The 23,730-nt window shown below is 45.8% G+C and carries 26 protein-coding genes and 1 riboswitch; of the genes, 11 read left to right on the forward strand and 15 right to left on the reverse strand.

What is annotated here, in order from left to right; translation table 11 throughout:
• Positions 1 to 88 precede the first annotated feature (88 nt).
• The 7 genes from OH461_RS11490 to OH461_RS11520 all read left to right on the forward strand — a co-directional run bounded on the left by OH461_RS11490 (position 89) and on the right by OH461_RS11520 (position 7,713).
• A complete protein-coding gene (locus tag OH461_RS11490; protein WP_270020756.1) occupies positions 89 to 868 on the forward strand; it encodes a DUF4344 domain-containing metallopeptidase in 780 nt (259 codons plus the stop codon).
• Between the two features lie 207 nt (positions 869 to 1,075).
• Positions 1,076 to 2,737 carry a methyl-accepting chemotaxis protein gene (locus OH461_RS11495; RefSeq protein WP_270020757.1) on the forward strand — a complete coding sequence of 554 codons (1,662 nt, stop codon included), beginning with the start codon at positions 1,076 to 1,078 and terminating at the stop codon, positions 2,735 to 2,737.
• A gap of 199 nt (positions 2,738 to 2,936) precedes the next feature.
• Positions 2,937 to 3,761, forward strand: a complete 825-nt coding sequence (locus tag OH461_RS11500) for a siderophore-interacting protein (RefSeq protein ID WP_270020758.1) — start codon at positions 2,937 to 2,939, stop codon at positions 3,759 to 3,761.
• Positions 3,762 to 3,861: 100 nt separating this feature from the next.
• Positions 3,862 to 4,806, forward strand: a complete 945-nt coding sequence (gene fepB, locus OH461_RS11505; RefSeq protein ID WP_270020759.1) for a Fe2+-enterobactin ABC transporter substrate-binding protein — start codon at positions 3,862 to 3,864, stop codon at positions 4,804 to 4,806.
• A 2-nt stretch (positions 4,807 to 4,808) separates the two neighbouring features.
• A complete protein-coding gene (locus OH461_RS11510) occupies positions 4,809 to 5,843 on the forward strand; it encodes a FecCD family ABC transporter permease (RefSeq protein ID WP_270020760.1) in 1,035 nt (344 codons plus the stop codon).
• Complete coding sequence (locus OH461_RS11515; protein ID WP_270020761.1) at positions 5,822 to 6,895, forward strand: FecCD family ABC transporter permease; 1,074 nt, start codon at positions 5,822 to 5,824, stop codon at positions 6,893 to 6,895. Before OH461_RS11510 ends, OH461_RS11515 begins: the two co-directional genes overlap by 22 nt.
• A gap of 83 nt (positions 6,896 to 6,978) precedes the next feature.
• Entirely contained in the window at positions 6,979 to 7,713 is a 735-nt protein-coding gene (locus OH461_RS11520; RefSeq protein ID WP_333482224.1) for an ABC transporter ATP-binding protein, read from the forward strand.
• Between the two features lie 11 nt (positions 7,714 to 7,724).
• On the opposite strand, the gene OH461_RS11525 is transcribed toward OH461_RS11520, so the two are convergent.
• The 11 genes from OH461_RS11525 to OH461_RS11575 form a co-directional block, all read right to left on the reverse strand.
• The gene (locus tag OH461_RS11525) at positions 7,725 to 8,489 is read right to left on the reverse strand and encodes a phosphatase PAP2 family protein (RefSeq protein ID WP_270020762.1); all 765 of its coding nucleotides are present in this window, start codon (positions 8,487 to 8,489) and stop codon (positions 7,725 to 7,727) included.
• A gap of 223 nt (positions 8,490 to 8,712) precedes the next feature.
• Positions 8,713 to 9,378: a thiaminase II gene (gene tenA, locus OH461_RS11530; RefSeq protein ID WP_270020763.1), complete on the reverse strand. Its 666-nt coding sequence runs from the start codon at positions 9,376 to 9,378 to the stop codon at positions 8,713 to 8,715.
• A 67-nt stretch (positions 9,379 to 9,445) separates the two neighbouring features.
• Positions 9,446 to 10,396 carry an ABC transporter substrate-binding protein gene (locus tag OH461_RS11535; protein WP_270020764.1) on the reverse strand — a complete coding sequence of 317 codons (951 nt, stop codon included), beginning with the start codon at positions 10,394 to 10,396 and terminating at the stop codon, positions 9,446 to 9,448.
• A 50-nt stretch (positions 10,397 to 10,446) separates the two neighbouring features.
• Complete coding sequence (locus OH461_RS11540) at positions 10,447 to 11,217, reverse strand: ABC transporter permease (RefSeq protein ID WP_443088457.1); 771 nt, start codon at positions 11,215 to 11,217, stop codon at positions 10,447 to 10,449.
• Between the two features lie 19 nt (positions 11,218 to 11,236).
• Positions 11,237 to 12,001, reverse strand: coding sequence for an ABC transporter ATP-binding protein (locus OH461_RS11545; protein ID WP_270020766.1), 765 nt, complete (start codon positions 11,999 to 12,001; stop codon positions 11,237 to 11,239).
• A 3-nt stretch (positions 12,002 to 12,004) separates the two neighbouring features.
• The gene (gene thiD, locus OH461_RS11550) at positions 12,005 to 12,847 is read right to left on the reverse strand and encodes a bifunctional hydroxymethylpyrimidine kinase/phosphomethylpyrimidine kinase (RefSeq protein WP_270020767.1); all 843 of its coding nucleotides are present in this window, start codon (positions 12,845 to 12,847) and stop codon (positions 12,005 to 12,007) included.
• 155 nt (positions 12,848 to 13,002) lie between these two features.
• Positions 13,003 to 13,138, reverse strand: a riboswitch (TPP riboswitch).
• A 79-nt stretch (positions 13,139 to 13,217) separates the two neighbouring features.
• Positions 13,218 to 15,281, reverse strand: coding sequence for a heavy metal translocating P-type ATPase (locus tag OH461_RS11555; protein ID WP_270020768.1), 2,064 nt, complete (start codon positions 15,279 to 15,281; stop codon positions 13,218 to 13,220).
• The gene (locus tag OH461_RS11560) at positions 15,278 to 15,601 is read right to left on the reverse strand and encodes a YtxH domain-containing protein (protein ID WP_270020769.1); all 324 of its coding nucleotides are present in this window, start codon (positions 15,599 to 15,601) and stop codon (positions 15,278 to 15,280) included. The genes OH461_RS11555 and OH461_RS11560 overlap by 4 nt, the downstream gene beginning before the upstream one ends.
• Positions 15,588 to 15,899, reverse strand: a complete 312-nt coding sequence (locus tag OH461_RS11565; RefSeq protein WP_270020770.1) for a hypothetical protein — start codon at positions 15,897 to 15,899, stop codon at positions 15,588 to 15,590. Before OH461_RS11565 ends, OH461_RS11560 begins: the two co-directional genes overlap by 14 nt.
• Positions 15,896 to 16,678, reverse strand: a complete 783-nt coding sequence (locus OH461_RS11570; protein ID WP_270020771.1) for a YtxH domain-containing protein — start codon at positions 16,676 to 16,678, stop codon at positions 15,896 to 15,898. The genes OH461_RS11565 and OH461_RS11570 overlap by 4 nt, the downstream gene beginning before the upstream one ends.
• Positions 16,678 to 17,007, reverse strand: coding sequence for an HMA2 domain-containing protein (locus tag OH461_RS11575; RefSeq protein ID WP_270020772.1), 330 nt, complete (start codon positions 17,005 to 17,007; stop codon positions 16,678 to 16,680). The genes OH461_RS11570 and OH461_RS11575 overlap by 1 nt, the downstream gene beginning before the upstream one ends.
• A 141-nt stretch (positions 17,008 to 17,148) precedes the next feature.
• Here OH461_RS11575 and OH461_RS11580 point away from each other — a divergent pair, with 141 nt between their 5' ends.
• The gene (locus OH461_RS11580; RefSeq protein WP_270020773.1) at positions 17,149 to 17,508 is read left to right on the forward strand and encodes an HMA2 domain-containing protein; all 360 of its coding nucleotides are present in this window, start codon (positions 17,149 to 17,151) and stop codon (positions 17,506 to 17,508) included.
• 41 nt (positions 17,509 to 17,549) lie between these two features.
• Here OH461_RS11580 and OH461_RS11585 read toward each other — a convergent pair whose 3' ends face one another.
• Complete coding sequence (locus OH461_RS11585) at positions 17,550 to 17,987, reverse strand: hypothetical protein (protein ID WP_270020774.1); 438 nt, start codon at positions 17,985 to 17,987, stop codon at positions 17,550 to 17,552.
• A gap of 286 nt (positions 17,988 to 18,273) precedes the next feature.
• On the opposite strand from OH461_RS11585, the gene OH461_RS11590 reads away from it, so the two are divergent.
• From OH461_RS11590 to OH461_RS11600, 3 genes are all read left to right on the forward strand, one after another.
• Positions 18,274 to 18,753, forward strand: a complete 480-nt coding sequence (locus OH461_RS11590) for a DUF4234 domain-containing protein (RefSeq protein WP_270020775.1) — start codon at positions 18,274 to 18,276, stop codon at positions 18,751 to 18,753.
• A 309-nt stretch (positions 18,754 to 19,062) separates the two neighbouring features.
• Complete coding sequence (locus tag OH461_RS11595) at positions 19,063 to 20,202, forward strand: iron-containing alcohol dehydrogenase (protein ID WP_270020776.1); 1,140 nt, start codon at positions 19,063 to 19,065, stop codon at positions 20,200 to 20,202.
• A gap of 319 nt (positions 20,203 to 20,521) precedes the next feature.
• On the forward strand, positions 20,522 to 21,217 hold the full coding sequence (locus OH461_RS11600; RefSeq protein WP_270020777.1) for a VC0807 family protein: 696 nt from the start codon (positions 20,522 to 20,524) through the stop codon (positions 21,215 to 21,217).
• A 100-nt stretch (positions 21,218 to 21,317) separates the two neighbouring features.
• On the opposite strand, the gene OH461_RS11605 is transcribed toward OH461_RS11600, so the two are convergent.
• The 3 genes from OH461_RS11605 to OH461_RS11615 all read right to left on the reverse strand — a co-directional run bounded on the left by OH461_RS11605 (position 21,318) and on the right by OH461_RS11615 (position 23,631).
• Positions 21,318 to 21,725, reverse strand: a complete 408-nt coding sequence (locus OH461_RS11605) for a hypothetical protein (RefSeq protein WP_270020778.1) — start codon at positions 21,723 to 21,725, stop codon at positions 21,318 to 21,320.
• A gap of 144 nt (positions 21,726 to 21,869) precedes the next feature.
• Positions 21,870 to 22,703, reverse strand: a complete 834-nt coding sequence (locus OH461_RS11610; RefSeq protein ID WP_270020779.1) for a helix-turn-helix transcriptional regulator — start codon at positions 22,701 to 22,703, stop codon at positions 21,870 to 21,872.
• 100 nt (positions 22,704 to 22,803) lie between these two features.
• Positions 22,804 to 23,631, reverse strand: a complete 828-nt coding sequence (locus OH461_RS11615; protein ID WP_270020780.1) for a GNAT family N-acetyltransferase — start codon at positions 23,629 to 23,631, stop codon at positions 22,804 to 22,806.
• Positions 23,632 to 23,730 lie beyond the last annotated feature (99 nt).

Consider the following 23,730-nt stretch of genomic DNA (forward strand, 5'->3'; position numbering starts at 1 on the left):
CGCCCTATAACAAAAAGCACTTTCCTTACTAGCGTATAATTCCGCTACTCTGATAGAGTCAAGCCAACTTGCGCCATAAGGAAATACTATGCCTATAAAACCATTACTTCTCGGCGGTTTAATGACTCTTTCATTGTCTGCCATGGCTAATACAGACAGCGTCATCATTAAATACGCGACCGGTGAAAACGCCCAGCAAAAAGCCGCAATGACGGCACTCAAACAAAGCGGCGTAAACCCACTACTGGTCGAGCTATCAAACCAACATTTTCCATTTGAGAAAGCATTAACCATTCAATATGGTGGCGAAGATGGTCCTTTGTATGATCCTGAAACGCACGTGGTTCATATGCCCTATAATTTTTACCAGCAGGCTCTGAACTACTTCAAAGCCAATGATTATGAAAAGAAATTTGGTAAGTCCGCGGAAGCTGGCGCGATAGATACCATTCTACACACTCTTTTGCACGAAGCCGGCCACGCTTATATTGAAGATCAAAATATCCCGATTCTCGGCAAAGAAGAGGATGCAGTGGATAATTTTGCCGTCGTGATGATGATTGAATATGTGGAAGATGGTGATGATGCCGCGATCAGCGCTGCGGATATGTTTGCCTTTGAGTCAGACGACAGACCCGACTATTACGATTTTGGCGAGTACATCGACGAGCACAGTTTCGACCTTCAGCGTTACTTCTCTACTTTGTGTTTGGTGTACGGCAGTGACCCCGACAAACATGCAGGCTTACTCGATGAAGTCGAGAATGACTATCTAAGTGAGCGAAAAGAATTCTGTGAATTTCAATATCCTGCGATTAGCCAAAGCTGGCATCACTATTTACGCCCTCAAAAAGAAACAAACGACTAACAACTCATCCTTCTATCGTTCAGCCGTTTCACATTACATGGCGGCTGAACCTAGTGCACATATAGATATTTCTCCTCAATAATTAATGATTCTTCTATCAAGTTTCACAGTTATCGGTCGCTAACATTGTTAACATCCCGGTTAATCATTGAAAATGGTTAGTTACATATTCTAATAAAATTGAAGTAAATCAGTGCAGGAATTGTTATGAGTCTATCTATTAGAAATCGTTTGTATGTCCTTTCGATCATCCCCTTATTATTAATGGCCATCGGTATGATGAGCGTGTCTTACATCAAGACCACAGAGCTTACCGAACAACAAATTGCAGCGACTCGCTCCAACATGATGGCTATGAAGCAACAAGAGCTAAAAGCCTATATCCAAATGGCAAAATCCTCTGTTCAACCCTTTTTAGATCGTGGTGCATCACTAGAAGACGCGTTACCAACACTTAAAGGCCTCGAATATGGCGAATCAGGTTATGTGTTTGCTTACGATTCAAAAGGTGTACGTATCGCAATAGGCCAAGGAACTGATGGGATAGGTAAAAACTACTACAACCTTCAAGATAAGCAGGGCAACTACCTGATTCAAGACCTGATCAAAAATGCCAAGTTGGATAAGTTCACGACTTACTATTTCCCGAAACCGGGTGAAAGTGTCGCGCTGCCTAAACTGAGCTACTCCGTTTACATTCCTGAGTGGGATTTGGTGATTGGTACTGGCTTTTATACGGATGATATCGACGCGGTTATCGCCGAACTAGAATCAAATTCCAACCAAGCTCTTCAAAGCTCGATTACTGCGATTGTTATTTTCTGTTTAGTTATCGCTGTACTTGTGGCGGCATTTGCTATTGCCGTGAACCGCACCATTATGGGACCACTAGAGCAGTTCGATCGCTCTATTAGTTCATTCGCGAGCGGTGATGCCGATCTTACCGCACGTATGGAAAAATTCCGCGCACCAGAATACGCACGCCTAAGTGAAAACTTTAACGCCTTCGTTGCAAGCCTGCAAAACATCATCCGCAGTGTAACGGATGTCGGTCAACAAGTGGTTGAAGAGACCACTCATATGTCATCTCGCGCTGCACGCGTTGATGAGTTGGCAACAGGCCAACGCGAAGAAACGGAGCAAGTTGCAACAGCAATGACTGAGATGACCACCACGGCGCAAGAAATCTCAAGCAATGCGAGCCAAGCCGCTGATAGTGCGAAAGAAGCGGACGACAATGCCAAAGAAGCCCAGCAGATCGTCAACGCTGCTGCGCAATCTGTTGAAGAATTAGCTGGTGAGGTATCACAAGCTAATGAGGTGATTTCTCGTCTAGAAGGCGATGTTCAAAACATCTCTTCTTCACTTGAAGTTATCCAAGACATCGCTGAACAAACCAACTTACTCGCGCTTAATGCTGCCATCGAGGCAGCTCGTGCAGGTGAACAAGGCCGAGGCTTCGCTGTGGTAGCAGATGAAGTTCGTAAATTGGCTAGCCGTACTCAAGAGAGCACAGGTGAGATTCACACCATGATCGAGCAGCTTAAAGCCGCTTCTGATGCAGCGGTAAAAGCGATGGACTCAAGCCAATCACGCTCAACGCATACAGTTAGTGAAGCAAATGCGGCAGCGGAAGCGTTGGTGAAGATTCAGCAATCTATCGATACCATCATGGATATGAACTCACTAATCGCAACGGCAACCGAAGAACAGAGCATCGTTGGTCAAGAGATTTCACAGCGCATTGTTGTTATTTCTGACCAGAGCTCCCAGTCTGCGGCACTCGCCAACGAAAACCGCGCAGGTAGCCAAAACCTTAACGGTCGAGCTAACGAGCTGTATGGCCTAGTAGACCGTTTTACAGTGTAAAGCTAAAGCGCAACCCTAAAGATAATATCCACTTAGGAGCGACCGAAATATGGTCGCTTCTTTTTTTGCTCCCGCCCATGCCTTGCTGCTTTTCTAGTTAAACTTTTCATTAAACATCCAACTATCGGACGATTTTTAATTGCTATCAATAATTTATTTATTGATAATAATTACGATTAGCAATTTCATTTAAGGAAAAATGATGACCAAAGTCCGTAGTGATGGGCGCATGATGCCGCGCCTAATCGAATGCGTTCGCAAACAATACATCACCCCTAACCTACTTCGCGTGACCTTTTCGGGAGAGGATCTAAAAGGTTTTCCTGCTGGTACAGAAGGACTTCTCATCAAGCTGTTTTTTGCTAACCAAGAAACAGGCACTCTAGAATTACCGACTCGCACCGAAGAAAAAATCTACTGGCCCGAGCACAAGCCCGTTTCGCGAGCTTACACCATTCGCCATTTCCGCGAAGATCTTAATGAACTGGATGTAGACTTTGTTCCCCATAGCCCAGATAGTCCTGCTTCCGGCTGGGCGATCAACGCACAACCCGGAGACAAGATTGGCTTAGGTGGTCCAGGAGGTCCTCAGACTCTGCTACCACCAGCAGACTGGCATATATTGGCAGGCGATCTCACCGCTCTTCCAGCGATCAGTGCTCTACTAGAACAGTTGCCTGAGAGTGCAAAAGGTTATGCATTTGTTGAAGTACCCTGCGAAGAAGATATTCACGCACTCACCCACCCTGCTGGTGTTGAAGTCGTTTGGGTAGTGAGAGAGGTTCGCGCCGATTCTGAGCCACTATTAGATGCTATCCGCACCATCGACCCACAAGCACAATCAGGTAAGCTCACGGCATTTCTTGCCGGCGAAAACGATGCGGTTCTGGCGTGTCGCAAGCATCTTATTGAGACCTATCAACTCAAAAAACGAGACCTTCACGCACTACCATACTGGCGTCGAGGCCAAGATGAAGATGAGTACCATGAAGCGCGCCATGACATCATGGACGAAGAGTATTAAACACAAGAACTCAACACCAAGAGGCCAACATCCATTGGCCCTTTGTGTTTACCAATAGTTAAACCGCCTAACGTCAGTCACCTGTAAAGAATCACAAGCTATGAAAGTCATTACCTTTAAAGCGATCATCACATCCTCAATTCTATTGTTTTCTTCACTTTGCTTTGCGCAAGATTCTGCTTGGCCAAGATCCTTCACTAACGCTGATGGCAGTATTACGGTGATCGAAAGTGCGCCCAAACGCATTATCTCTACCTCGGTCAGCTTAACAGGCACTTTATTGGCAATGGATACACCGCTTATTGGCAGCGCGGGCGCGGTAAAAGGGGAATATTTCTCACAATGGGATGAGGTGGCAAAAGAGCGCGGCTTAACCAACCTTTGGCCCGCTGGCAGTGTGGATCTTGAATCGGCTTACGCAGTTGAACCAGATTTGATTATCGTATCGCTGACAGGTGCTGACTCTACGCTTGAACAAGTGGAAGAATTTCGTCAAATCGCTCCAACCGTCATTCTCGATTACAGCATTCAATCATGGCAAGATCTGGCTAAGCAGATTGGTGAATTAACCGGTCTAGAACAGCAAGTAGCTGAAAAATTAGCGGATTATGAACGCTATGTCGCTAGAACCAAGCAAACCTTAGCCATTCCAGAAGGTCAGGCCAACATCATTAGCTATCATGGCGCAGGCATGCTGAACGCCATCGGTAGACCTCAAGGCGCACACGCAATGCTGCTCACTTCGCTTGGTTTTGATATTGAAGCACCGAATGATGCTTGGCAATCAAGCACCGCTCGTCACCGTGATTTCATCCGTGTGCACTATGAAAACCTATCACTTCTCAAGGGCGAAACCACCTTTCTTATTGAAGCGGATGGAAGAAAGGCGAATGAGTTTATGAGCAACGAAGTGTTCATCAACATGCCATCGGTGCAAAACCAACAGGTTTATGGCCTTGGTCTAACTTCGTTTCGTATCGACCCATACAGCGCACGCAACATCATCGACAACATTGCTAAGCAATTTGCTAAGAACGCGGAATAATCATGTCTACTGCTCATGCCTTTGCTAGGCAAGAACTGAAACATCAACGGCTTAAGCAAGGGTTAATCGTTGCCATTGTATTATTAGCGCTTCTCACGTGCACCAGTGTTTTCATTGGTGCGAGGAACATCAACTGGCAAACCACACTCGACGCGATATTCAGCTACGATTCAACCAATAGTGAGCACTTACTGGTTCACCATATCCGTATTCCTCGTAGTCTATTAGCGATTGTGGTCGGTGTCGGCTTAGGCCTTTCTGGTACTTTGATGCAAGCGCTAACCCGTAACCCTCTCGCAGACCCGGGATTACTTGGCGTCAATGCCGGCGCGATGTTCGCCATAGCTGGCGCGATCGCCTTTGCCAGCATCACCCAACCCAGTGATTACGTTTTCTTTGGCTCAATTGGTAGTGGCTTAACCGGCGTCGCCGTCTACTTTTTAGCCGGGCTGCATAAGACCGTTAATCCTGTTCGTTTAGTGTTAGCTGGTGCGGCATTGTCTGTCGTGCTGTTGGCCGTTACCCATTTGATAACCATCAACAGCCATCAAGAAGTGTTTGATAGATTCCGACACTGGGTAGTGGGCTCTCTACAAGGACGCGGGTATGATGTGCTTTATTCAGTCACAGTTCTTATTGTGATTGGAGCGATAGCCTCTATTTTGATTGCGCCAGCTTTAGATGCACTCTCTCTTGGTCAAGAGTTTGGCCAATCGCTCGGCAGCAACCCAAAAGTCATTTGGCTCATTGCCTGCGGCGCAATCATTATACTTTCTGGCTCAGCCACCGCAGCCGCTGGGCCTATCAGTTTTATCGGTTTAACTGCCCCACATTTGGCTCGCTTTATTGTTGGCCCTGACCACCGTTGGTTAATGCCTTATTCGATGGTGATTGGTGCAATGTTGATCCTCTCTGCTGACATCCTTGGCCGAATTATTGGCCATCCGAACGAGATTAGCGTAGGAATTATGGCGGCGTTGATCGGCGGACCATTCTTTATCTACATGGTGAAACGATGGAAAATCTCGCAGCTATAAGTAATGACACTGGCACAAAACCGATGCATTACTCAGTCGTCAAAATTGGCCCTTTCCAACTGATTATGAGCAAAAAGCAAGCATTCACTTACTTTACACTCCTCTGCTCTGTTTGCTTGTTAGCGGCTTACTCTGTCACCGTTGGGAAACTAAACATTGGCCTCAACGAAGTTTGGTCAATTGTTAGCGGGGAAGTCACTCAAGGTTTCAAGCAGCGTGTTGTGATGAACATACGTTTGCCAAGAATTACCACAGCCCTATTTGTCGGCGCAGCATTAGGTGTCTCTGGCGCAATTTTCCAATCCCTATCTCGCAACGCATTAGGCTCTCCCGATATCATCGGCTTTACCACCGGAGCGGCTTCCGGGGCTATCGCCCAAATCGTATTATTCGAACAGTCAGGCCTTGCAGTCAGCGTATCCGCTATTGGTGGTGGTCTCGCGACAGCGGTCATCGTCTATCTATTATCTCGCCAATATGGCCGAGTGGGCGGTTATCGCTTAATACTCATCGGTATTGGCGTGGGGTCGATTCTGTCTGCACTCAACAGCCTTATGCTAGTCAAAGGCCATATTGATAGCGCTATTACGGCCAATTTGTGGCTGGCAGGATCGCTACATGCCAGAACATGGCAACACGCACTGCCCGTACTCGCAGGCGTAGTATTGCTTGTCCCAGCGGCAACCTATTTTGCGCGACGACTCTCTCTTATCGAAATGGGCGACGACTTAGCCAAACAACTTGGCGTCAATGTCGAGACCACTCGCTTGCTAATGCTCTTTATCGCTGTGATCCTCGCCGCTTTAGCCACAGGTGCAGCAGGCCCAATTTCGTTCATTGCATTAGCCGCACCGCAGTTGATCGCTCGTCTGATTGGTGGTGGGCAAATATTGATTATCGGTTCTGCTTTAATGGGCGCGATTTTATTGATCAGCGCAGACTTAATTAGCCAATTACTCCCGTTTGATTTTTCACTGCCTATCGGCACCATGACAGGCCTAATTGGTGGTGTCTATTTACTGTTTTTACTAGCTCAACGTCGAGACCTTTAATCGTGACAAACCCAAACTTTAACTCCCACTTAACCAGTCGAATTCAAGGTCAAAACCTTACTCTGGGCTACGACAATACGCCTATATGTCAGCAGCTTGATATTGCGATTCCTGACGGTAAGTTCAGCGTTATTATTGGCCCGAATGGTTGCGGAAAATCGACCCTATTGCGCAGCCTGTGCCGTTTACTTACACCAATCAAAGGTGAAATAAGCTTTGATGGCCAACCGCTACACAAACTGCCCAGTAAAGACGTCGCCAAACAAATTGGCCTACTGCCACAAACCGCTCAAGCGCCTGATGGTATTCGTGTGGTTGATTTGGTTGCTCGAGGGCGATTTCCACACCAGAACCTATTCCGACAATGGAGTGAAGAAGACCAACACTTCGTGACCGAAGCAATGCAAGCTGCTGGAGTAGAGCAGCTGGCAGAAAAACAAGTCTCTCAACTTTCTGGCGGGCAACGTCAACGAGTATGGATTGCGATGGTTTTGGCGCAAAACACCGATATTCTATTTTTGGATGAACCGACCACTTACCTAGATATTGCCCACCAAGTAGAGCTATTGGATCTATTTAAACGCCTCAACAGAAAAGAAGGCCGAACTGTGGTCGCGGTTCTCCACGACTTGAATCAAGCATGTCGATATGCCGATCATTTGATTGTTTTAGCGAACGGGAAAAAGGTAACCGAAGGCGAACCAGAAAAGCTCATGACACCAGAGTTGGTGATGGATGTATTTGGCCTCAACTGTCAAATTATGCCAGACCCAATAAGCCACACGCCGATGATCATTCCTATCGGCGCATGGGACTAGCATTTCACTAACTAGTGGGCAGGTTTCGAAGGAAAATAGCTATCTAGCTTTAGCTTTTGCCAAACCTGCGCCACTAAAGGGTAAAAATTAGGTATTAGAGCATAAATCAAGCCGATAAATAGTACCGAGCCAATCAAATCCATTGGTCGGTGCATGCCTAACCACAAACGGCTATAAGCCACACCGACACCCCATACAAACAACAATGCGGCTAAGCCATAGCGTTTATGCTCTACAAACAAGCCACCAAAGAACGCTAAACAAATCGAGACAAAAATCGTATGCCCTGACGGGAACGAATAATCCGTTTCACCTTGCCAATGCAGGGTACGCCACTCACTAACATGCTGCGAGATTCGTTCAATCACATTGTGCTGCTGCAATTCATTCAATTTGTAGAAATGGCTAGGATTAGGGATCAACAGCTGATGAGTCAGCAACTCGGTGTAGGGTCTTGGACTTTCCGTCAGGTGCTTGAGGCCCGTTTTAGCCACAAACCCAACCACTAGAATAAGCCCGAGTTGCGCCATCAGTGCCACTCGCTGCTTTGGCGTCATTCGGCACAACAAGCTTAAGCAACACAGTACCGCTAACGTCACTAAAAAGCCGCTACTGCCCGCCGAATGAGTCAATAACGTCATAGAAAAGCCCTGTACATCACACACGTGACTTAATAATTCAATATGACTGACCAATAGCGTCATCGGCGCAATCACTAGCAGTAATAGCAGCAATAAGCCAAGACCATGACGTTTAGTTTTGAAGTGTGCTTTCATAATTCCCACTCAACTGAGTAAACCCGAGTGCTAAACCAATTAGAAACGAGATATTAGCTGAAATGGTGTGGAAAAATTATCAAGAAGATGTCAATTTGACGAAAGATCGCGCCCAGTTCGATACATAACAACCATGTTTGGCCACGATTAATAAATGAGGTGGGTTGAATATTGAGCCAATAAGTTCAAACTCACTGGCTCAATAGAGCAATAGCAAAATAAACTATCGTAGGATATCCAAGCCTTGCTGCCAAAACGCCACTTCCATACGTGTGGCGGTTTTGAACACTTGAATTAAGTGCTGCCCTTTTTGACTGTTGATGTCGATGTCTTGCAACAAGCGGTTAAAGTGTTCAGCACCTTGTGCCACGCCTGTTTGGAATTCATCTCCACCATAAAGCTCAATCCAACTAGCATAAGGGTTACCCTCACGCACCGTTTCTCTATCTTCAATCAACGCTTTACCAATAGCAGCATAACCAATAGAGCATGGTGCAAGCGCCGCATATAAGTCAACTAAATCCCCTGTCATACCGGCATCCAATACATAGCGCGTGTAAGCCACGGTACCAAAGTCTTCCGCTTCGTTTTCTAGGTCTGATTCCGTCAATCCCCATTGCTGACAATAGGTGACATGATGGGCGATTTCAGAGTCTAGCAAAGCATGAACACTTGGCAGAGCTTGGCGCATATCTTGAAGACTATTTGCCTTGTATATCGCCAGTGCATACGCCCTTGCGTACTGCTTTAAGAACAAAAAGTCTTGTTTTAAGTAATGTAAAAAGCACGCTTGATCTAAGCGGCCTTTTGCGAGTTGACGTACAAACGCATGCTGTGTGTATTCATTCCAGTCGCTGCGGCACGCCTCAATTAAATCTTGGTATTTCATATAGGGTCTGTTTATCTTTTGTGGTTGAATTTTCGCCAAAAATCATCTTTTTAAGAGCTAACCGGCCTTAATTAAACTCTGGTACGTAGTCGGCTGCTTTTGGCAAAGTTTCAATCAGTTTTTGCGAGTACATAAACTCGGCATAATCATCGTAGCGTTTCAAATCGACCGCCGATGGACGAAGCGCAAAACGTGTTAGCGTATCGTTCCAAGCACGTTTATTTAACTCGTTGTTGAGCGTATCAGGCGAGTAAGCAACAAACTCCTGCCAAGACACTTGTGGGTGATTAACAATGTAAGTAGTCGCTTGTTCTAATGCTTGGTTGAACGCTTTAATCGCCTCTGCATCGTGAGTTTTAGCATTGGCGACAAACACCAGTTCATCGTATGCTGGCACACCATGTTCTTCAGGGAAGAAAGCTTTGGCTTTATAACCTTCTAAAGCCAATTGGTTGGTTTCGAAGTTACGCAAACCACCCCAAATTGCATCCACTTTGCCTGACGCCAACGAAGAAGATAGCGCCCAACCAACATTGATGATCTCTACGTCAGAGAACTTAACGCCTTGCTGACCAAGCATGGTTCCGATTACCGCTTCTTCATTACCCGCAATCGCGATACCGACTTTTTTGCCTTTAAGATCACTTAGATTGTCGTTCTTGCCGTTATCTAACACCATCAAGGTATTGAGCGGAGTCGCGATTAACGTTGCAGAGCGAATCAGTGGCAAACCAGCGGCCACATCGATGGTTAAGCTAGGTTGATAAGAAATCGCCAAATCGACCTTACCCGCTGCCACCAGCTTAGGTGGCGTACTTGGATCGGCTGGCTCTTGAATTTCCACCTTTAAGCCTTGCTGCTCAAAGTAGCCACGCTGCTGAGCGATGACGATTGGGCCATGGTTCGGGTTCACAAACCAATCTAGCATCAAGGTAAGTTTTTTCTCTTCGGCAAACACAGAAGCAGATGCAAGTGAAGCAAGCAAAGCCACTGCTGAAAGTAGTTTATTGTTTTTCACTGAAGGTTCCTTTTTTCATTTTGTCGTTATGTTGAGCATTTTCTGGAGCTTTAATCGCTCCAAGGGATAAGTCGTTTCAACAACTTATCGGTAAAGAAGTAGAGTGCAATGGAGAGCAGCGCGAGGATAAATAGCGCAGCAAACATCTCATCAATGATCATACGAGCATTCGCTTGAAGCATTAGATAGCCTAGTCCTTGGCTTGAGCCCACCCACTCGCCCACTACAGCACCAATCGGAGCAATCACCACTGCAACCCGAATACCTGAAGCTAAGGTTGGTAATGAAGCAGGCAGTTGAATATGACGCAGCTTTTGCCACTTACTTGCCCCCATGGTTTGCGCCAAATCGAGATAACCGCGCGGTGTATTCCGTAAACCGTCATAGCAGCAAGTCGTGACTGGGAAGAAAATAATGATGGCGGCCATCACCACTTTTGAAGCGATGCCATAGCCTAGCCAAAGCATTAGTACCGGCGCGATAGCAAAAACAGGAATGGCTTGGCTGGCAATAAGAATAGGCAGCAGCCAGCGCTTAAGAGGTTCAAACAACAGCATTTGCAAAGCAAACAGTAACCCCATTGAAAGCCCAAGTAGCAAACCCAATAGGATCTCTTGAGCCGTGACCCATGTGTGTTTAAGCAATACGTCATAACGGGCGACTAACCGCTCCAGAACATCCAAAGGTGCAGGCAGAATAAAGCTCGGCATATCAAACAGCACAACCACCAATTGCCACAGCCCCAAAATGACAGCAACCGATACCACCATTCGCACTACTGGATTAAGTCGTGCTTGCTGCGCTGCAAGTTTATGAGTCATGGCATCAATATCGGTCATGTTACTCATAGTCATGCTCCAACGTATCTAAGATCTGCTGCTGCAATTGAGCGCACTCTGCATCCATAGTTCTTGGTGGTAAGGTGCTTGGTACGGATAGCTGACAAGCCGATGCTGGCGAACCTCGCAACACATAAAGCTGATCGGCTAATCGGATCGCTTCTTGTGGATCGTGAGTAATCAAAATAACGGTTTTATCACGCAGCAACTCTGCCGCAAGAGACTGCAATTTATAGCGAGTCACCGCATCCAACGCAGAAAATGGCTCGTCCATTAACACCAAAGGTTTGTCTTGCATTAGCGTACGAGCGAGCGCGACACGTTGACGCATTCCTCCAGACAACTGTTGAGGGCGCTTATCCGCATCGGATTTTAGGCCAACCTTCTCAAGCAAAGTAAGCGCTCGCTTTTTATCTTGCTCGCTTGAAGAAGAAAAGCGCTGACTAAGACATACGTTGTCTAACACGCTAAGCCAAGGTAATAACAAATCCTGCTGCGCCATATACGCAAGTTGGCCTTGTAGTGGATTGATTGCACCAAGGGAGCAAGGTGTTAAATTCAGTTCTCCAACCCATTCCATTTGCTGCTCAGCCAATCCAGCTAAGTAACGCAGTAAGGTAGTTTTGCCACAACCACTTCGACCCAATAAACATGTCCACTTACCCGCTTGAATTTGCATATTCAAACCTTGCAGCACGGGTTGCTCACTATCGAGGTAACGCAGTGATGCGTGTTTTATTTCAATTCCAACCGCTGTCATACTCACACTCTAGCTTTGAGTTGCGTACTTTTGAGTAGAATAGAAGTGGTGGACTGGGCCATGCCCGTCCCCTATCGATAGTTGGTCGGCATGAGCAATCGCTTGAGAGATGTATTCTTTGCCATGAACAACTGCGCCATCGAGATCATAGCCTTGAGCCAAATATGAAGCGATGGCAGAAGAGAGGGTACAACCTGTACCGTGGGTGTTCTTGGTCAGCACTCGTTTCGCACTAATAAGCGAGACGGAATCTTGGGTGATATACAAATCATTACTGTTTTCGTCTTGCTCTAGATGACCAGCCTTTAGTAGTACCGCTTTGGCTCCAAGCTGGCGCAAATCTTCAATCATTGCGCCCATTTCATCTTCAGATTTTGGTACAGCTTGCCCGGTTAAGGCTGCGCCCTCAGGAAGATTCGGCGTGATCAAATCTGCTAATGGAATTAGTCGCTGCTTTAATGTGTTGATTGCGTCTGTTTTCAATAGCAAGTCACCACTGGTCGCAACCATTACTGGGTCTAACACAACGAATTTAGGTTGGTATTGTTCGATCTTACTGGCAACGACTTCAATGATATCGCTATCGGCCAACATGCCGATTTTTACCGCATCAACTTTAATATCACTGAATACCGCATCAAGTTGGCTTGCGACATGTTCAAGAGGGATGGCACAAATTGCCGATACGCCAAGGGTGTTTTGTGAAGTAATTGCGGTGATGGCTGAACAAGCAAAACTGCCTGTCGCTGAAATTGCCTTAATATCCGCTTGAACCCCAGCGCCGCCGCCACTGTCTGAGCCCGCAATGGTTAATACAATTGGCGTAGATTGAGAAAGCTGATGTGTTGACATGGTCACTCCTTAACGCACGGTAAGGAACTGACTCATCAACAAATAGACCGAGGGAATAGAGATCCGTGGTATAGATGAGCGACACAAACTCGGCCATAAACATTACCTCTATTATCACGGGATCATCACTAAATAATACCAGCGAAAAGGCGCACAGCTTGTGTTCTATAGTTCCCTACGTCAGTGCTAACTGAATCAGGTTCAACGGGTCTCGCAATGCGATCTCAGCCTCTAACTTGCTCATCTTCTCACGTGGATTGGATGATTAGCTGGGCTCCCCGACTATGTTTGAGCAGATAGTATCAGTAATTCAACGCAAAAAAAACGCCTGTTTTACCGAAGTAAAACAGGCGTTTTTCTAACAGACAAGTTAACCATTCTTAATTGCTACAGAGCGAGCAAGAATACCTAGAGTCGTACCATTGTGCAGTAATGCACTCATGGTTGGGCTTAGCATACCCATCGCTGCCGCTAGCATGATACCGCTGTTAACATACTCAGCAATCTTAATGTTGGTGTTGATCATGCCCATCGCAATTTGCGCTAACTGGTAGGTCTCAGCGACGCCATGCAGCTTATCTTGCAACAACACCACATCTGCCGCTTGCCTTGCGAGCTCAGTACCGCGGCACATAGCGACGCCAACGTCTGCTTTGGTCAGTGCGGGCGCATCATTCACGCCATCACCAACAAACATCACCTTGTGACCTTGCTGTTGCAACTCATCAATAATGGCTGATTTACTCTTCGGTGTCGCTTCGGCGAATACGCGATCCAATTGCAGTTCGTCACCTAACATGTGCGCTTTATAGGCGCTATCACCAGAGATCATCACTAACTGCTTAATACCTAACTGACGCAGGTGGCTTAAGGTTTCAGCTACGTCTTCACGTAAGTGATCACGAAGACCTATCATGCCAATCAGCTTCTTCTTCGAAGAGATGAAAATTAGGTGACGCCCTAACTGCTCATAGTGACGAATTTGCTCTTCAACATCACTAAAATCGACCTGTTCGTGCTCTTCTAAGAAGTGGCGGCTGCCCATCACTAAACAGTGTTGATTCAAGGTACTCTTCAAGCCGTGCGCAATCACGTACTCTACCTCGCCATGTTCAATGTGAGGCAATTGGTGATTTTTCGCAGCATTCACAACCGCTTGAGAAAGTGGGTGATTACTGTGCTCTTCTACCGAGGCGGCAATAGCAAGCAAATCGCGCGCACTGTTGGTTTCGCAAAGTGGAATAACATCAGTGACTTCCATATCGCCATAAGTCAACGTACCGGTTTTATCAAACACGCATGTGTCGATTTGCGCCAGTTTTTCAATCGCACTACCGCCTTTAAGCAAGATGCCTTGCTGCGCAGCGCGATACATGATCGACTTAAACGTCACCGGTGTGCTGAGCTTTAGTGCACAGGAGTAATCAACGAGGAATACCGACGCCACACGGTTGATATCTTGGGTTAATGCAAATACCGCAGCACCAATACCAAGCGTAATCTTCACGCGGCGATTAGCCATGTCTTGAGTAACTTGTTGAATCTCGCTTTTCTCGCTGAGCGAATCGTAAATCAACTTAGCGATTTTCGCGGTAGTTGCCTCACTGCCGACTTTTTCTACCCGTACTTTAATGGTGCCTTCATGCACACTAGTACCTGAGTAAACCAAAGCATCTAGCTCACGACGGACCGGAACGTTCTCACCGGTTAGCGCAGATTGATTCACCAGCGCAGCGCCGTCAATGACCACGCCATCAACTGGGATAGCACTGCCCGGAGCCAACTCAATCACATCTCCCGCGGATAACTCAGTCGAATTGATTTGCTGCTTGTCACCATTTGGTAACACTTGCCACACAATCGATTCTTGTGGGCGCATCAAATCAGCAAGCAGCTGATCACTGTTGCGACTGGTTTTCTGCTCCATGTATTCACCAAGGCTTATCAAGCTTTGGGTCATCATGGCTGTGCGATAATCACCACGCCAAGCAGAAAGACCAACCGCAATCGCATCAAGCACTTCAACTGAGATTTTTTTCTCGCGCAGCTCATTGATGCCCTCTACTAACGTAGGTGCAATCAGAGTCGCGGTCGTCAATGCGCCCCATTTATTCGGCAACATGGCCGCAGCTAGCGTACCAATCACGTTCATGGCAATGTCACCACGAGTGAACTGGTGTTCGCTATCGCTTTGCTCTGCTTGTTCAAAGTCGAGCTGCGCTATTCGCTGTTCTAACGTTTGGCTATTGAGCAACGCTTTGTCGTACTCAACCACGATCGCGCAAGCATCAAGGTTGACGCGCACGTCACGAATACCCTGAATGGCCATCAAACTCTGTTTGATCCATTCACCGATATCCTGATACTGCCTAAGCGCTTTTACCTTAAAACGAATTCGACCAGGGAAATGGTGTTTGACCTGAATGCCAATCATTCTTCGCCTTTGTGCAGGTTACGATAGTATTCCAGTTCAGCTTGAGTATCTTCCAAGCGCTCTTTCAGCTCTTCCACTTCACCACGCACGGTAGACCACGCTTTCTCACCTGTCGCAGTCACACCTTGCTGAAACTTCTTGTTGCTTAGCAAGTACGCCACAGCAGCACCAGCCACAAGACCCATCGCAAAGTGCGTTTTGGTGTTTTGCTTTTTGTAAGGTGTTTCTTGCGTACCTTGATTTGGTTGCGCGCCGTTTTGGTAACCATTGTATGGGTAACCGTAATATGGGTAGCCCTGATATGGATTATTGTTGTTCATCTGATTTATTTTCCGAAAGCTGATCCATTAAATACACACCTGCCGCACCAACACTAAGAATAGTGAATAGTGATAATGCTGGGCGTCCGGCCATTTTTTCTGCCACATAAGTGGATGCGCCGCTCACTGCACCTGCTTTTAAAGCAGATACTGCCGCTTGAGTCGCCATTTGATTGGTATCGATCTCACCTTGTTGGTGTCGCTGCCAATTGCTCACTACCGACGCACCGCCGCCAGCCATCGCCCCCACAATCATGGCTCGGCTAGCTGCGCTTAGTTTGTCAGTGGCGTTACTCATTCAGGCTTTTCTTCTGCTTGAGGCTCAGATTCAACTGCCTGTGCTACTGGCTGCTCTTCTGCTGGTTCTTGTTTCGCTTGTTGATGGCGCTCAACAGATTCTTGGAAACCTTGCTTACCCGCAGAGTAAGTATCACGGAAAATTTCACCGCCTGTTGCCACATTCTCTTTTACGCTATGCGCTGTATTGGTAGCGGTCTCTTTTACTGCACCACCACCGGTTTTGAGCATGTCACCTGCACCAGAAACTAAACCCATTAGCTTGCCACGCACGTTTTCATTGCTCAGTAGTAACGCAGCCGCAGCGCCAACCATAGCGCCTTTCCAAAATTCTTTATCGTTCATACCTAGACTTCCTAATAGTTCTTTAAACATTCCTGCTTCTTCACCTAACGCGCCATCAAGCATGGCTTGCGCTTGTTCAAACAAAGGATCAGGTTGATCATCCTCTGGCTGAGCTTGCATTGGTGAATGCATGTGTGGGTGTTGATGCCAGTACGGTGGGGGCATCATCGAAGGGTGGCAATATGCCGGGTGATGCATCCACATTGGATGGTGCCACATAGGTGGTGGCATGTGTGCCATGTGTGGAGGAACCTGCGCTTGCTCCATTTGTGCTTGAGCAAATCGAGGGTCAGCAAAATGTGGAGGAGGCGTCATATGCGGTGGATAACCATAGAAACCGCCATGAGGTGGTACTTGCTGATCCGCACCCTGTGGCGCTTCACCCATCTGGGCATAAGGATTAGCCGTATCACCTTGTTGGTGTTTGTCGCTCATTAACTTGCTCCATTTAGGTTCAAGCTCTCAGCAATCGCGTAGCATGCTTGCTCTGCATGCAGGTCCGACTCTGAAAACAGCGCATTGATCCATTCTGGATTAACTAAACTTGCATCGTATTCGATCAAAATACTGCCCGTTACGCTGTTCAGCTTGTAGTTTTTAAACGCGGGAATTGACGCTAACGCTCGCTCTATATCTTGAGTTTTAAACTTGGCTAACTGCGCCACAATACCCAATTTATACTTGAGACGAACCCGCCCTGGAATGTGATGGCCAATCACTACCCACGATCTGAGTTTTAGAGCCGTTTCAACATGTTGTTTCATAGAAAAAGTATATCGAATCCATTGTAAATCCCTAGCGAGTTTGGGGATTTATTGCGAACTAATTAAAGATTTTTTGCGTTCAATCAAATAGGGTGCTAATGTTTGCAAATAGCAATAGTTATCGTTTGTATTGGATTTTTTATGAACACTTACATTCACAAAACAAATCAAAGGCTTAGAGTAAGGTCTGATTACATCAAAGAGCACACAAATGAGGTCTCAGACCTGATTGAACAGCTCGAACAAATTGATGCGATCAGCGAAATCAAACATAAAAAATACGCAGGTTCGGTGGCTATTACATTCGATGCAAACGAGCTAGATTGCGACAGTGTATTGGAAATTTTGGAAAGTCATGGTTGGCTGCGAAGCAATGCGAAGCCATCATTTATTGAGAACGCTGTAGTCAGTGGTACTAAGACGTTTGCCAAAGGCATGGCCGGAATCGCATTAAGCCGTTTAGTTGGGCCATCGGTGAGCCGCGTGATCATGAGCCTATAGCAAGTATTACCGATAGCGACTCACGAACAAAGAACGATAGATTAAGCCGATTTTTGCAGTTTCTTCGCCGCACACTTACAAACACCATTGCTTAACGCTGGGCAGCGTTTACAAGGCGGAGACTTCATCGGTAAGTGCACAATAGAACGAACATTAGGGCGCGTCAGAGCGTCCTTTTTTGCGCCTGACGTTTGCGATGTTGACGCAAGCGACTGACCAAGAGATTGAAAAGAGGTTGAGCTGCCTTCATTAAACCAAGACAATACCGGATTAAGTGGCGCAGCCAGTTCAGAAGCAACATCAACTAATGCTTGTTGAGAAACTTGTTTAAACTCCGCCTGCCAAGCAGAGCCAGACACCTGCTCTTTAGCGACAGCAGATGGCGTAGAAGCAGCCAAACCTTTCAATTGCTTAAGCGATTTGGACTGAACTTTCTCAACTTTTTTCTTTAGCTTTTTTAGTGACTTCTTAGCGCCCATTTACGACATACTCATGGCTTATTACCGGACTATCTTTTGCAAGAATAGCAAAGATGCGATTGCAAATACATCGCATTTACAATTTAAAACCTTATGGCAACGTTGCACTAAGTGACCGTAACCGTGTCTCAAAATCGCAATACGCATTTAAGTTACTATTTAGATGATATATCCAAAATGTTATAAAGCTGCCATTAGCTCACTGATATATAAGCTTATTTAGAATATTTTAAATTCGGGCTTTATCACCCTATTAACTCACACAACAACGGTCACTAGGATCACAATGGACAATCAATCCTTATTAAATTTCCGCAGCCAAAGTACATGGCGTTTACTTGCCTTAACCATTATTACTCTTGGCGTTTACAGTGCGTATTACATTCGTACTCAAACACGTAAAATCGATCAGCTTCCTCATGGTATGAACAACATCGGCAGTGCTTACACTGACCTACTGCTAGGCCTCGCCTACATATCATTGTTAACTGGCCTTACATCCATTTTCATTTTTCCTGAAAATGCTTCACTAGGATTGGTCGACAGTGTGCTTTCTCTTATCGTTGCCATCATGCAGCTAGTATGGGGATTTAAAGCTCGTAATCGACTTAATGCTGCGTTCCAATTTCAAAAGCGCACATTCTACTGGTTCCATGGCTTCTGGACTTTCATGTTCACCCCGCTGTACTTCAACTACAAAATTAACTGTATCTGTGATCAATTAAGCGCAGACAGACAAAACAACTCAGACACTCACGAGTTCTAAGCCCCAAAGTCTCGCGCAACAAGCCCATTTATTTTGCTTGTTGCGCTCCTTCCTCTTTAAGTTCTCAGCTCTAATCAAGTGACCTTCTCCCATCTTAACAATCAATTAACCAATTGATTTAATTCGAATAAATTTATATTAGTTACATATCATTGCATAATTTATGTTACTACTCTCCTAAATTCACATCGCAAATGTTAGACAACTTTTATGCTTTGTCTGCCCATGATGCTGATCAATTTTGCAGCATTCATTAGAGTTAAGATTCCAGTCAGTTATCTATTAATTTTTGACTGAAGGAAAATCTAAATGAATATGTTTAAGATCCCTGAGAGCATTTATTTTGGCGAAAATGCTATGGATGCTTTGAAGTCTTTAGAGGGTCGTAAAGCGGTCATCGTTACCGGTGGCAGTTCAATGAAGAAGTTTGGTTTTATTGCCCAAACTCAAGGTTACTTAGCGGAAGCAGGCATCGATTCTATTGTCTTTGATGGCGTGGAACCAAACCCATCCGTACAAACAGTGGTCAAAGGCGCTCAAGCAATGCGCGACTTCGAACCAGATTGGATCATCGCCATTGGTGGCGGTTCTGCACTCGACGCAGCTAAGATCATGTGGTGTTTCTACGAGCATCCAAAACTAGGCTTTGAAGATATTATTCCTGTTGGTTCAATGCCAGCACTTCGCACCAAAGCGAAGTTTGTTGCTATCCCATCCACCAGCGGCACAGCATCAGAAATTACTGCATTCTCAGTAATCACAGACCTAGAAAACCACATCAAATACCCAATTGTTTCTTCTCACATCGTGCCAGACGTTGCAATTATCGACCCTGCATTACCAGCGAAAATGCCTGCGCATATCACCGCTAACACCGGTATGGATGTCATGGCTCACGCACTGGAAGCCTTTGTTTCTACTGTTGCTAACGACTACTCAGATCCTCTTGCGATGCGCGCTACCAAGTTAGTGTTTGAAAATATCGAAACCGCCTATAAACAAGGTGACGATATGACTGCACGCGACAACATGCACAACGCATCTACGCTAGCAGGTATGGCTTTCTCAAATGTATCTCTTGGCCTTGTTCACTCTTTAGCACACAAGATTGGTGGCGAGTTCGGTATCACACATGGCTTAACCAACGCGATCTTGATGCCGTACATCATTGAGTACAACAAAAAATCGACCGACAAGTACGCCGAGATGGAGCGTTACCTCGGTATTGAATGCATTGAAAACGATCTACGCGAACTGAATACCAAACTGGATATCCCACTGACACTTAAAGAAGTGACCGAAGTGGATATTAAAGAAGATCAGTTCTTAGAAGTACTCGATCGCATGAGCCAAAACGCATTCGACGACCCATGTACCTTGACCAACCCGGGCACACCTACAGTAGCGGATGTTAAAGAAATCTACCGCCGTGCATTCTACGGCGAGTAATTTTTAGAACACCCGTAGTAGTAAATCGCACTTCAACAACGTCACCTAGCCAATTCAGGTGACGTTGTCACATAAGCCCATTCCAAACCAATTAACAAAGATTTCTCCCCCTGCGCTAAAACACACTTTTCGCGCCACGTATAAACCTAACTCTTTCTCCTAGCTAAAGAACTTGCCCGTTTATCTTCGATAAATCGCCAACTATTTCACCATTGGTTACACAACTCGGCATTTTAATCCTTTACATCTCACGCTAGGCGATGAAAACTGCACCCTCAAAAGTAAACAGCAGCCGACATCATAGAGTCAGTACAGAATTATGAATAACACGACCACCAAAAAGTCGAACCCTTTAGTCGAAATCCTATTTAACGTATTTATTCCATCATTGATCTTGATGAAGTTCAGTGGCGAAGAGCACTTAGGAACAGTGATGGCCCTTGTGGTCGCATTGGCTTTTCCTATTGTGTATGGCGGTATGGATCTTATCCGCAATAAGAAATTTAACTTTATATCTGCACTGGGCTTTATCAGCGTATTGCTGACCGGTGGGATTGGTTTGTTAGAGCTTGATACGCGTTGGTTAGCACTAAAAGAAGCGTTGATTCCGGGTTTAATCGGCTTGGGTGTATTGGGGTCTACGTTTACGCGCTACCCATTAATGCAGAAGATGATTTTGAATGACACGGTATTAAACCTAAAGTTAATCACCGAGCGTTTGAAAGAAAATGGCAAAATGGAAGCGTTCGATCGCTGCTTAATGTCATCAAACTACCTGTTCGCGAGCACTTTCGCGTTTTCTTCAGCAATGAACTACTTCTTGGCAACTTGGATTGTGACCAGCCCTGCTGGCACAGCGGCGTTCAATGAGGAGTTAGGTAAGATGACACTTTACAGCTACCCTATCATCGCTATTCCAAGCATGTTAATGATGCTAGGCATCTTCTACTATGTTTGGCGTCAAATCCGCGCCATGACATCACTAGAGACTGAGCAAATTTTCCATACCAGTTAATTCATTCAGCATCTATTCTGCGAGCTAGGCTAATCCTCAGGCTAGCTCGCTACTTAACTCTCTTCAGCCTTTCAGGCAGAATTTAAGCCACAAATCTAAGTTACTTTTTCTTGCTCTGTTGCAGTAGCTTCTCATGCCAAGCTTCGTTCCCGTCACGCTTACTCACATCGTATTCTGCGCAGAACTGGGAAATGGTCATATTGTTGTCGCCAGTGGCCAATTTAAGGGCTAATTGCACCTGCTGGAGCTTGCTCTGCAAACGCAAGATTTGACCTGCATTAGGGCTTTTCTCTTTGGCGTATTTTAACGCTGCGTGTTTACGCTCTGCCGCTCCTGCTCTTCTATCTGCTTCACCGAGCAAAAAGCGCAGCTGAGCAACACTTTTCCCTTTTTTAAATGCAGGGTTGAGCAGCTCTACACAATCATCAAACGATGGTTCTTCAGCGTAGGGAGCAATTTTCTGGACTTGTTGGCGCATCCACTCTAGAGCGCGTTCTTCATCTGACATAATGAAATCTTTAACCTATTAATTCCCTTATGGTATCGCTCATCCGTTAAGCTCTGCAATACCCAATCACCGCCCCTGATAAGTTACCGGTCGCTCAACCACCAAGACGAGCACTAAATTCCGATTCTATTGATGTTCAGAGCATTACTCCGAGGTCACACCACCATAAACATCGATCGTGAAACCGCGCTGAACAATATACTTTTGGGGCGTGGTACCGATTTGCTTCTTTAAGTATCGAATAAGATGAGGTTGATCGCTAAAGCCAAACTGATAAGCAACATCGACCCAATCAATCTCATTGCTCGGTCGCTGATAAAGATATTCCAACATTAACTCTAGTTTGATCATCGCCTGATACTGCTTAAGGGTTAAATTGGTCACCTTTCGGAAACTGCGCTCTATGGTGCGCTGCGAGCAATACAGCTTAGCACTTAAATCGGCAATCGCGGTATGCGGCAGCGCCTCTACCACTTTATCAGCAAGTTTACTGTGCTGATCATGTTGTGCGTTAGCAAGCCACAGCGCCAAATCATTTTCTAGTTCGCTGACGCATTGCAAAGGGTCGTGCCTTGCTAGCTCAAAGAGGCGATTCAAATCAGACTCTTCCAAACCCAAAGATAATACGGTATTCAACTCAATAACGTTATCTAACGACTCACTATTGGCTGAGTTGAGAGCCAAACGATAGATCGCACTTGGTCGCAGTTTAATACCCACATGCAAAAACGGTTTTGAATGGTCCAACTGCGCGGTTTCTTTATGGGCAAACAGCAAATGGCAGCCATGGCCTGTACAAACCTTGTCATCAAAAGCATAGTTGTATGGTGTACCCAGCGGAGCAAGTATTAAATGCGCACTAGGATCAGGGTTCAATTTCGGAAAACTCACTTGCTGCGCTGTGGTTTTCTCAATGAACCAAAAACATTCAATTAGTTCACTGCATGGTTGCGTAGCAGGAAGTATCCAATGAAGCATTCAGCCTTTCCCTTTTAATCATTCGATCACGATCCTAGCAGATAACCTCTATGCATTAGCACGAAATTCGATACCCCCGAGCGTGGTATCACTTTAGGCTTTACTTGAAATCAATTCGAACAAATCGGTGTTTACTTTTAAGCCCCGCTTTAGCCATGGCTTTTTGCGCACCAATATTGCTCGCTTCCGTTGAACACATAGGTGTTAAGTCCTGCTGCTGAGCATGATCAATGAGAGCGTTAAGAACATCAGTGGCAATACCTTGGCCTCGATGTTTCGGTGAAACAATCATGCCAAGATCCGCATAATCTTGTTGGAATTGTTCAAACTTACGACATTCCCCAGAGGCGATTAATCGCCCTTCAACCCAGTAGCCAAAAAGCTCTTGCTTCTCAATCAATTGCCCAAAATATTCTTTCAACCAATCGACTGGTGCCCCTATCGCATCAGCTGCAAAGGTAACAAAGACACCAAGGTCATGAGGCAATACGTTAACTAAAGTCGCCTTTTGTTCGGGTTCTATACGCTCGTTACGTAAACCACAATAAAGCAATGCGTTAACAGAGAGCGTTTCTACATTGTCTAAACTCAATGACAAAAACAAAGGGTCACAAGTACTCACAAACGCCCCTTTCACCTCACCCACGACTTCGCTTATTACTTTGCTGTTGTTTTGCGCGAGTAAAGTAAACAGATCAGAGGCGGACGACTTTGCATTTGGCGCGAGATAAAATTGCAGCAAATAGCCGTCATGGTTAATACAGCAAAATCCTACCAAGTTATGCCCCTCATAGAACCCAAAATGCTGTGACATAGGTGCAAACCCAAAATGCCACATGCCATCTAATGGTGCGGTCGTTTGCGCGAAATACTCCGCTTTAAGTGGTTGTAGTATGTCGATCGAGTCAACTTTATTTATCTCTAACATTTCGAAGTTCTCTATTAAAACTAAAAAGTGCGTTCCAAAGCGAAGCACCTTGTGCGATAGATATTAGTAAACAACGCCCGAAAGTGATTGAACAAAACC

This window comes from Vibrio sp. LaRot3 (assembly GCF_027587025.1).
Classification (GTDB): Bacteria; Pseudomonadota; Gammaproteobacteria; order Enterobacterales; family Vibrionaceae; genus Vibrio.

Bases quoted from the DNA above. Each gene is read 5' to 3' on its own strand.
- OH461_RS11490 (WP_270020756.1), top strand. From the start codon at position 89: ATGCCTATAAAACCATTACTTCTCGGCGGTTTAATGACTCTTTCATTG.
- OH461_RS11495 (WP_270020757.1), top strand. From the start codon at position 1,076: ATGAGTCTATCTATTAGAAATCGTTTGTATGTCCTTTCGATCATCCCC.
- OH461_RS11500 (WP_270020758.1), top strand. From the start codon at position 2,937: ATGATGACCAAAGTCCGTAGTGATGGGCGCATGATGCCGCGCCTAATC.
- fepB (WP_270020759.1), top strand. From the start codon at position 3,862: ATGAAAGTCATTACCTTTAAAGCGATCATCACATCCTCAATTCTATTG.
- OH461_RS11510 (WP_270020760.1), top strand. From the start codon at position 4,809: ATGTCTACTGCTCATGCCTTTGCTAGGCAAGAACTGAAACATCAACGG.
- OH461_RS11515 (WP_270020761.1), top strand. From the start codon at position 5,822: ATGGAAAATCTCGCAGCTATAAGTAATGACACTGGCACAAAACCGATG.
- OH461_RS11525 (WP_270020762.1), bottom strand. From the start codon at position 8,489: ATGAAAGCACACTTCAAAACTAAACGTCATGGTCTTGGCTTATTGCTG.
- tenA (WP_270020763.1), bottom strand. From the start codon at position 9,378: ATGAAATACCAAGATTTAATTGAGGCGTGCCGCAGCGACTGGAATGAA.
- OH461_RS11540 (WP_443088457.1), bottom strand. From the start codon at position 11,217: ATGACTCATAAACTTGCAGCGCAGCAAGCACGACTTAATCCAGTAGTG.
- thiD (WP_270020767.1), bottom strand. From the start codon at position 12,847: ATGTCAACACATCAGCTTTCTCAATCTACGCCAATTGTATTAACCATT.
- OH461_RS11555 (WP_270020768.1), bottom strand. From the start codon at position 15,281: ATGATTGGCATTCAGGTCAAACACCATTTCCCTGGTCGAATTCGTTTT.
- OH461_RS11560 (WP_270020769.1), bottom strand. From the start codon at position 15,601: ATGAACAACAATAATCCATATCAGGGCTACCCATATTACGGTTACCCA.
- OH461_RS11565 (WP_270020770.1), bottom strand. From the start codon at position 15,899: ATGAGTAACGCCACTGACAAACTAAGCGCAGCTAGCCGAGCCATGATT.
- OH461_RS11570 (WP_270020771.1), bottom strand. From the start codon at position 16,678: ATGAGCGACAAACACCAACAAGGTGATACGGCTAATCCTTATGCCCAG.
- OH461_RS11575 (WP_270020772.1), bottom strand. From the start codon at position 17,007: ATGAAACAACATGTTGAAACGGCTCTAAAACTCAGATCGTGGGTAGTG.
- OH461_RS11580 (WP_270020773.1), top strand. From the start codon at position 17,149: ATGAACACTTACATTCACAAAACAAATCAAAGGCTTAGAGTAAGGTCT.
- OH461_RS11585 (WP_270020774.1), bottom strand. From the start codon at position 17,987: ATGGGCGCTAAGAAGTCACTAAAAAAGCTAAAGAAAAAAGTTGAGAAA.
- OH461_RS11590 (WP_270020775.1), top strand. From the start codon at position 18,274: ATGGACAATCAATCCTTATTAAATTTCCGCAGCCAAAGTACATGGCGT.
- OH461_RS11595 (WP_270020776.1), top strand. From the start codon at position 19,063: ATGAATATGTTTAAGATCCCTGAGAGCATTTATTTTGGCGAAAATGCT.
- OH461_RS11600 (WP_270020777.1), top strand. From the start codon at position 20,522: ATGAATAACACGACCACCAAAAAGTCGAACCCTTTAGTCGAAATCCTA.
- OH461_RS11605 (WP_270020778.1), bottom strand. From the start codon at position 21,725: ATGTCAGATGAAGAACGCGCTCTAGAGTGGATGCGCCAACAAGTCCAG.
- OH461_RS11610 (WP_270020779.1), bottom strand. From the start codon at position 22,703: ATGCTTCATTGGATACTTCCTGCTACGCAACCATGCAGTGAACTAATT.
- OH461_RS11615 (WP_270020780.1), bottom strand. From the start codon at position 23,631: ATGTTAGAGATAAATAAAGTTGACTCGATCGACATACTACAACCACTT.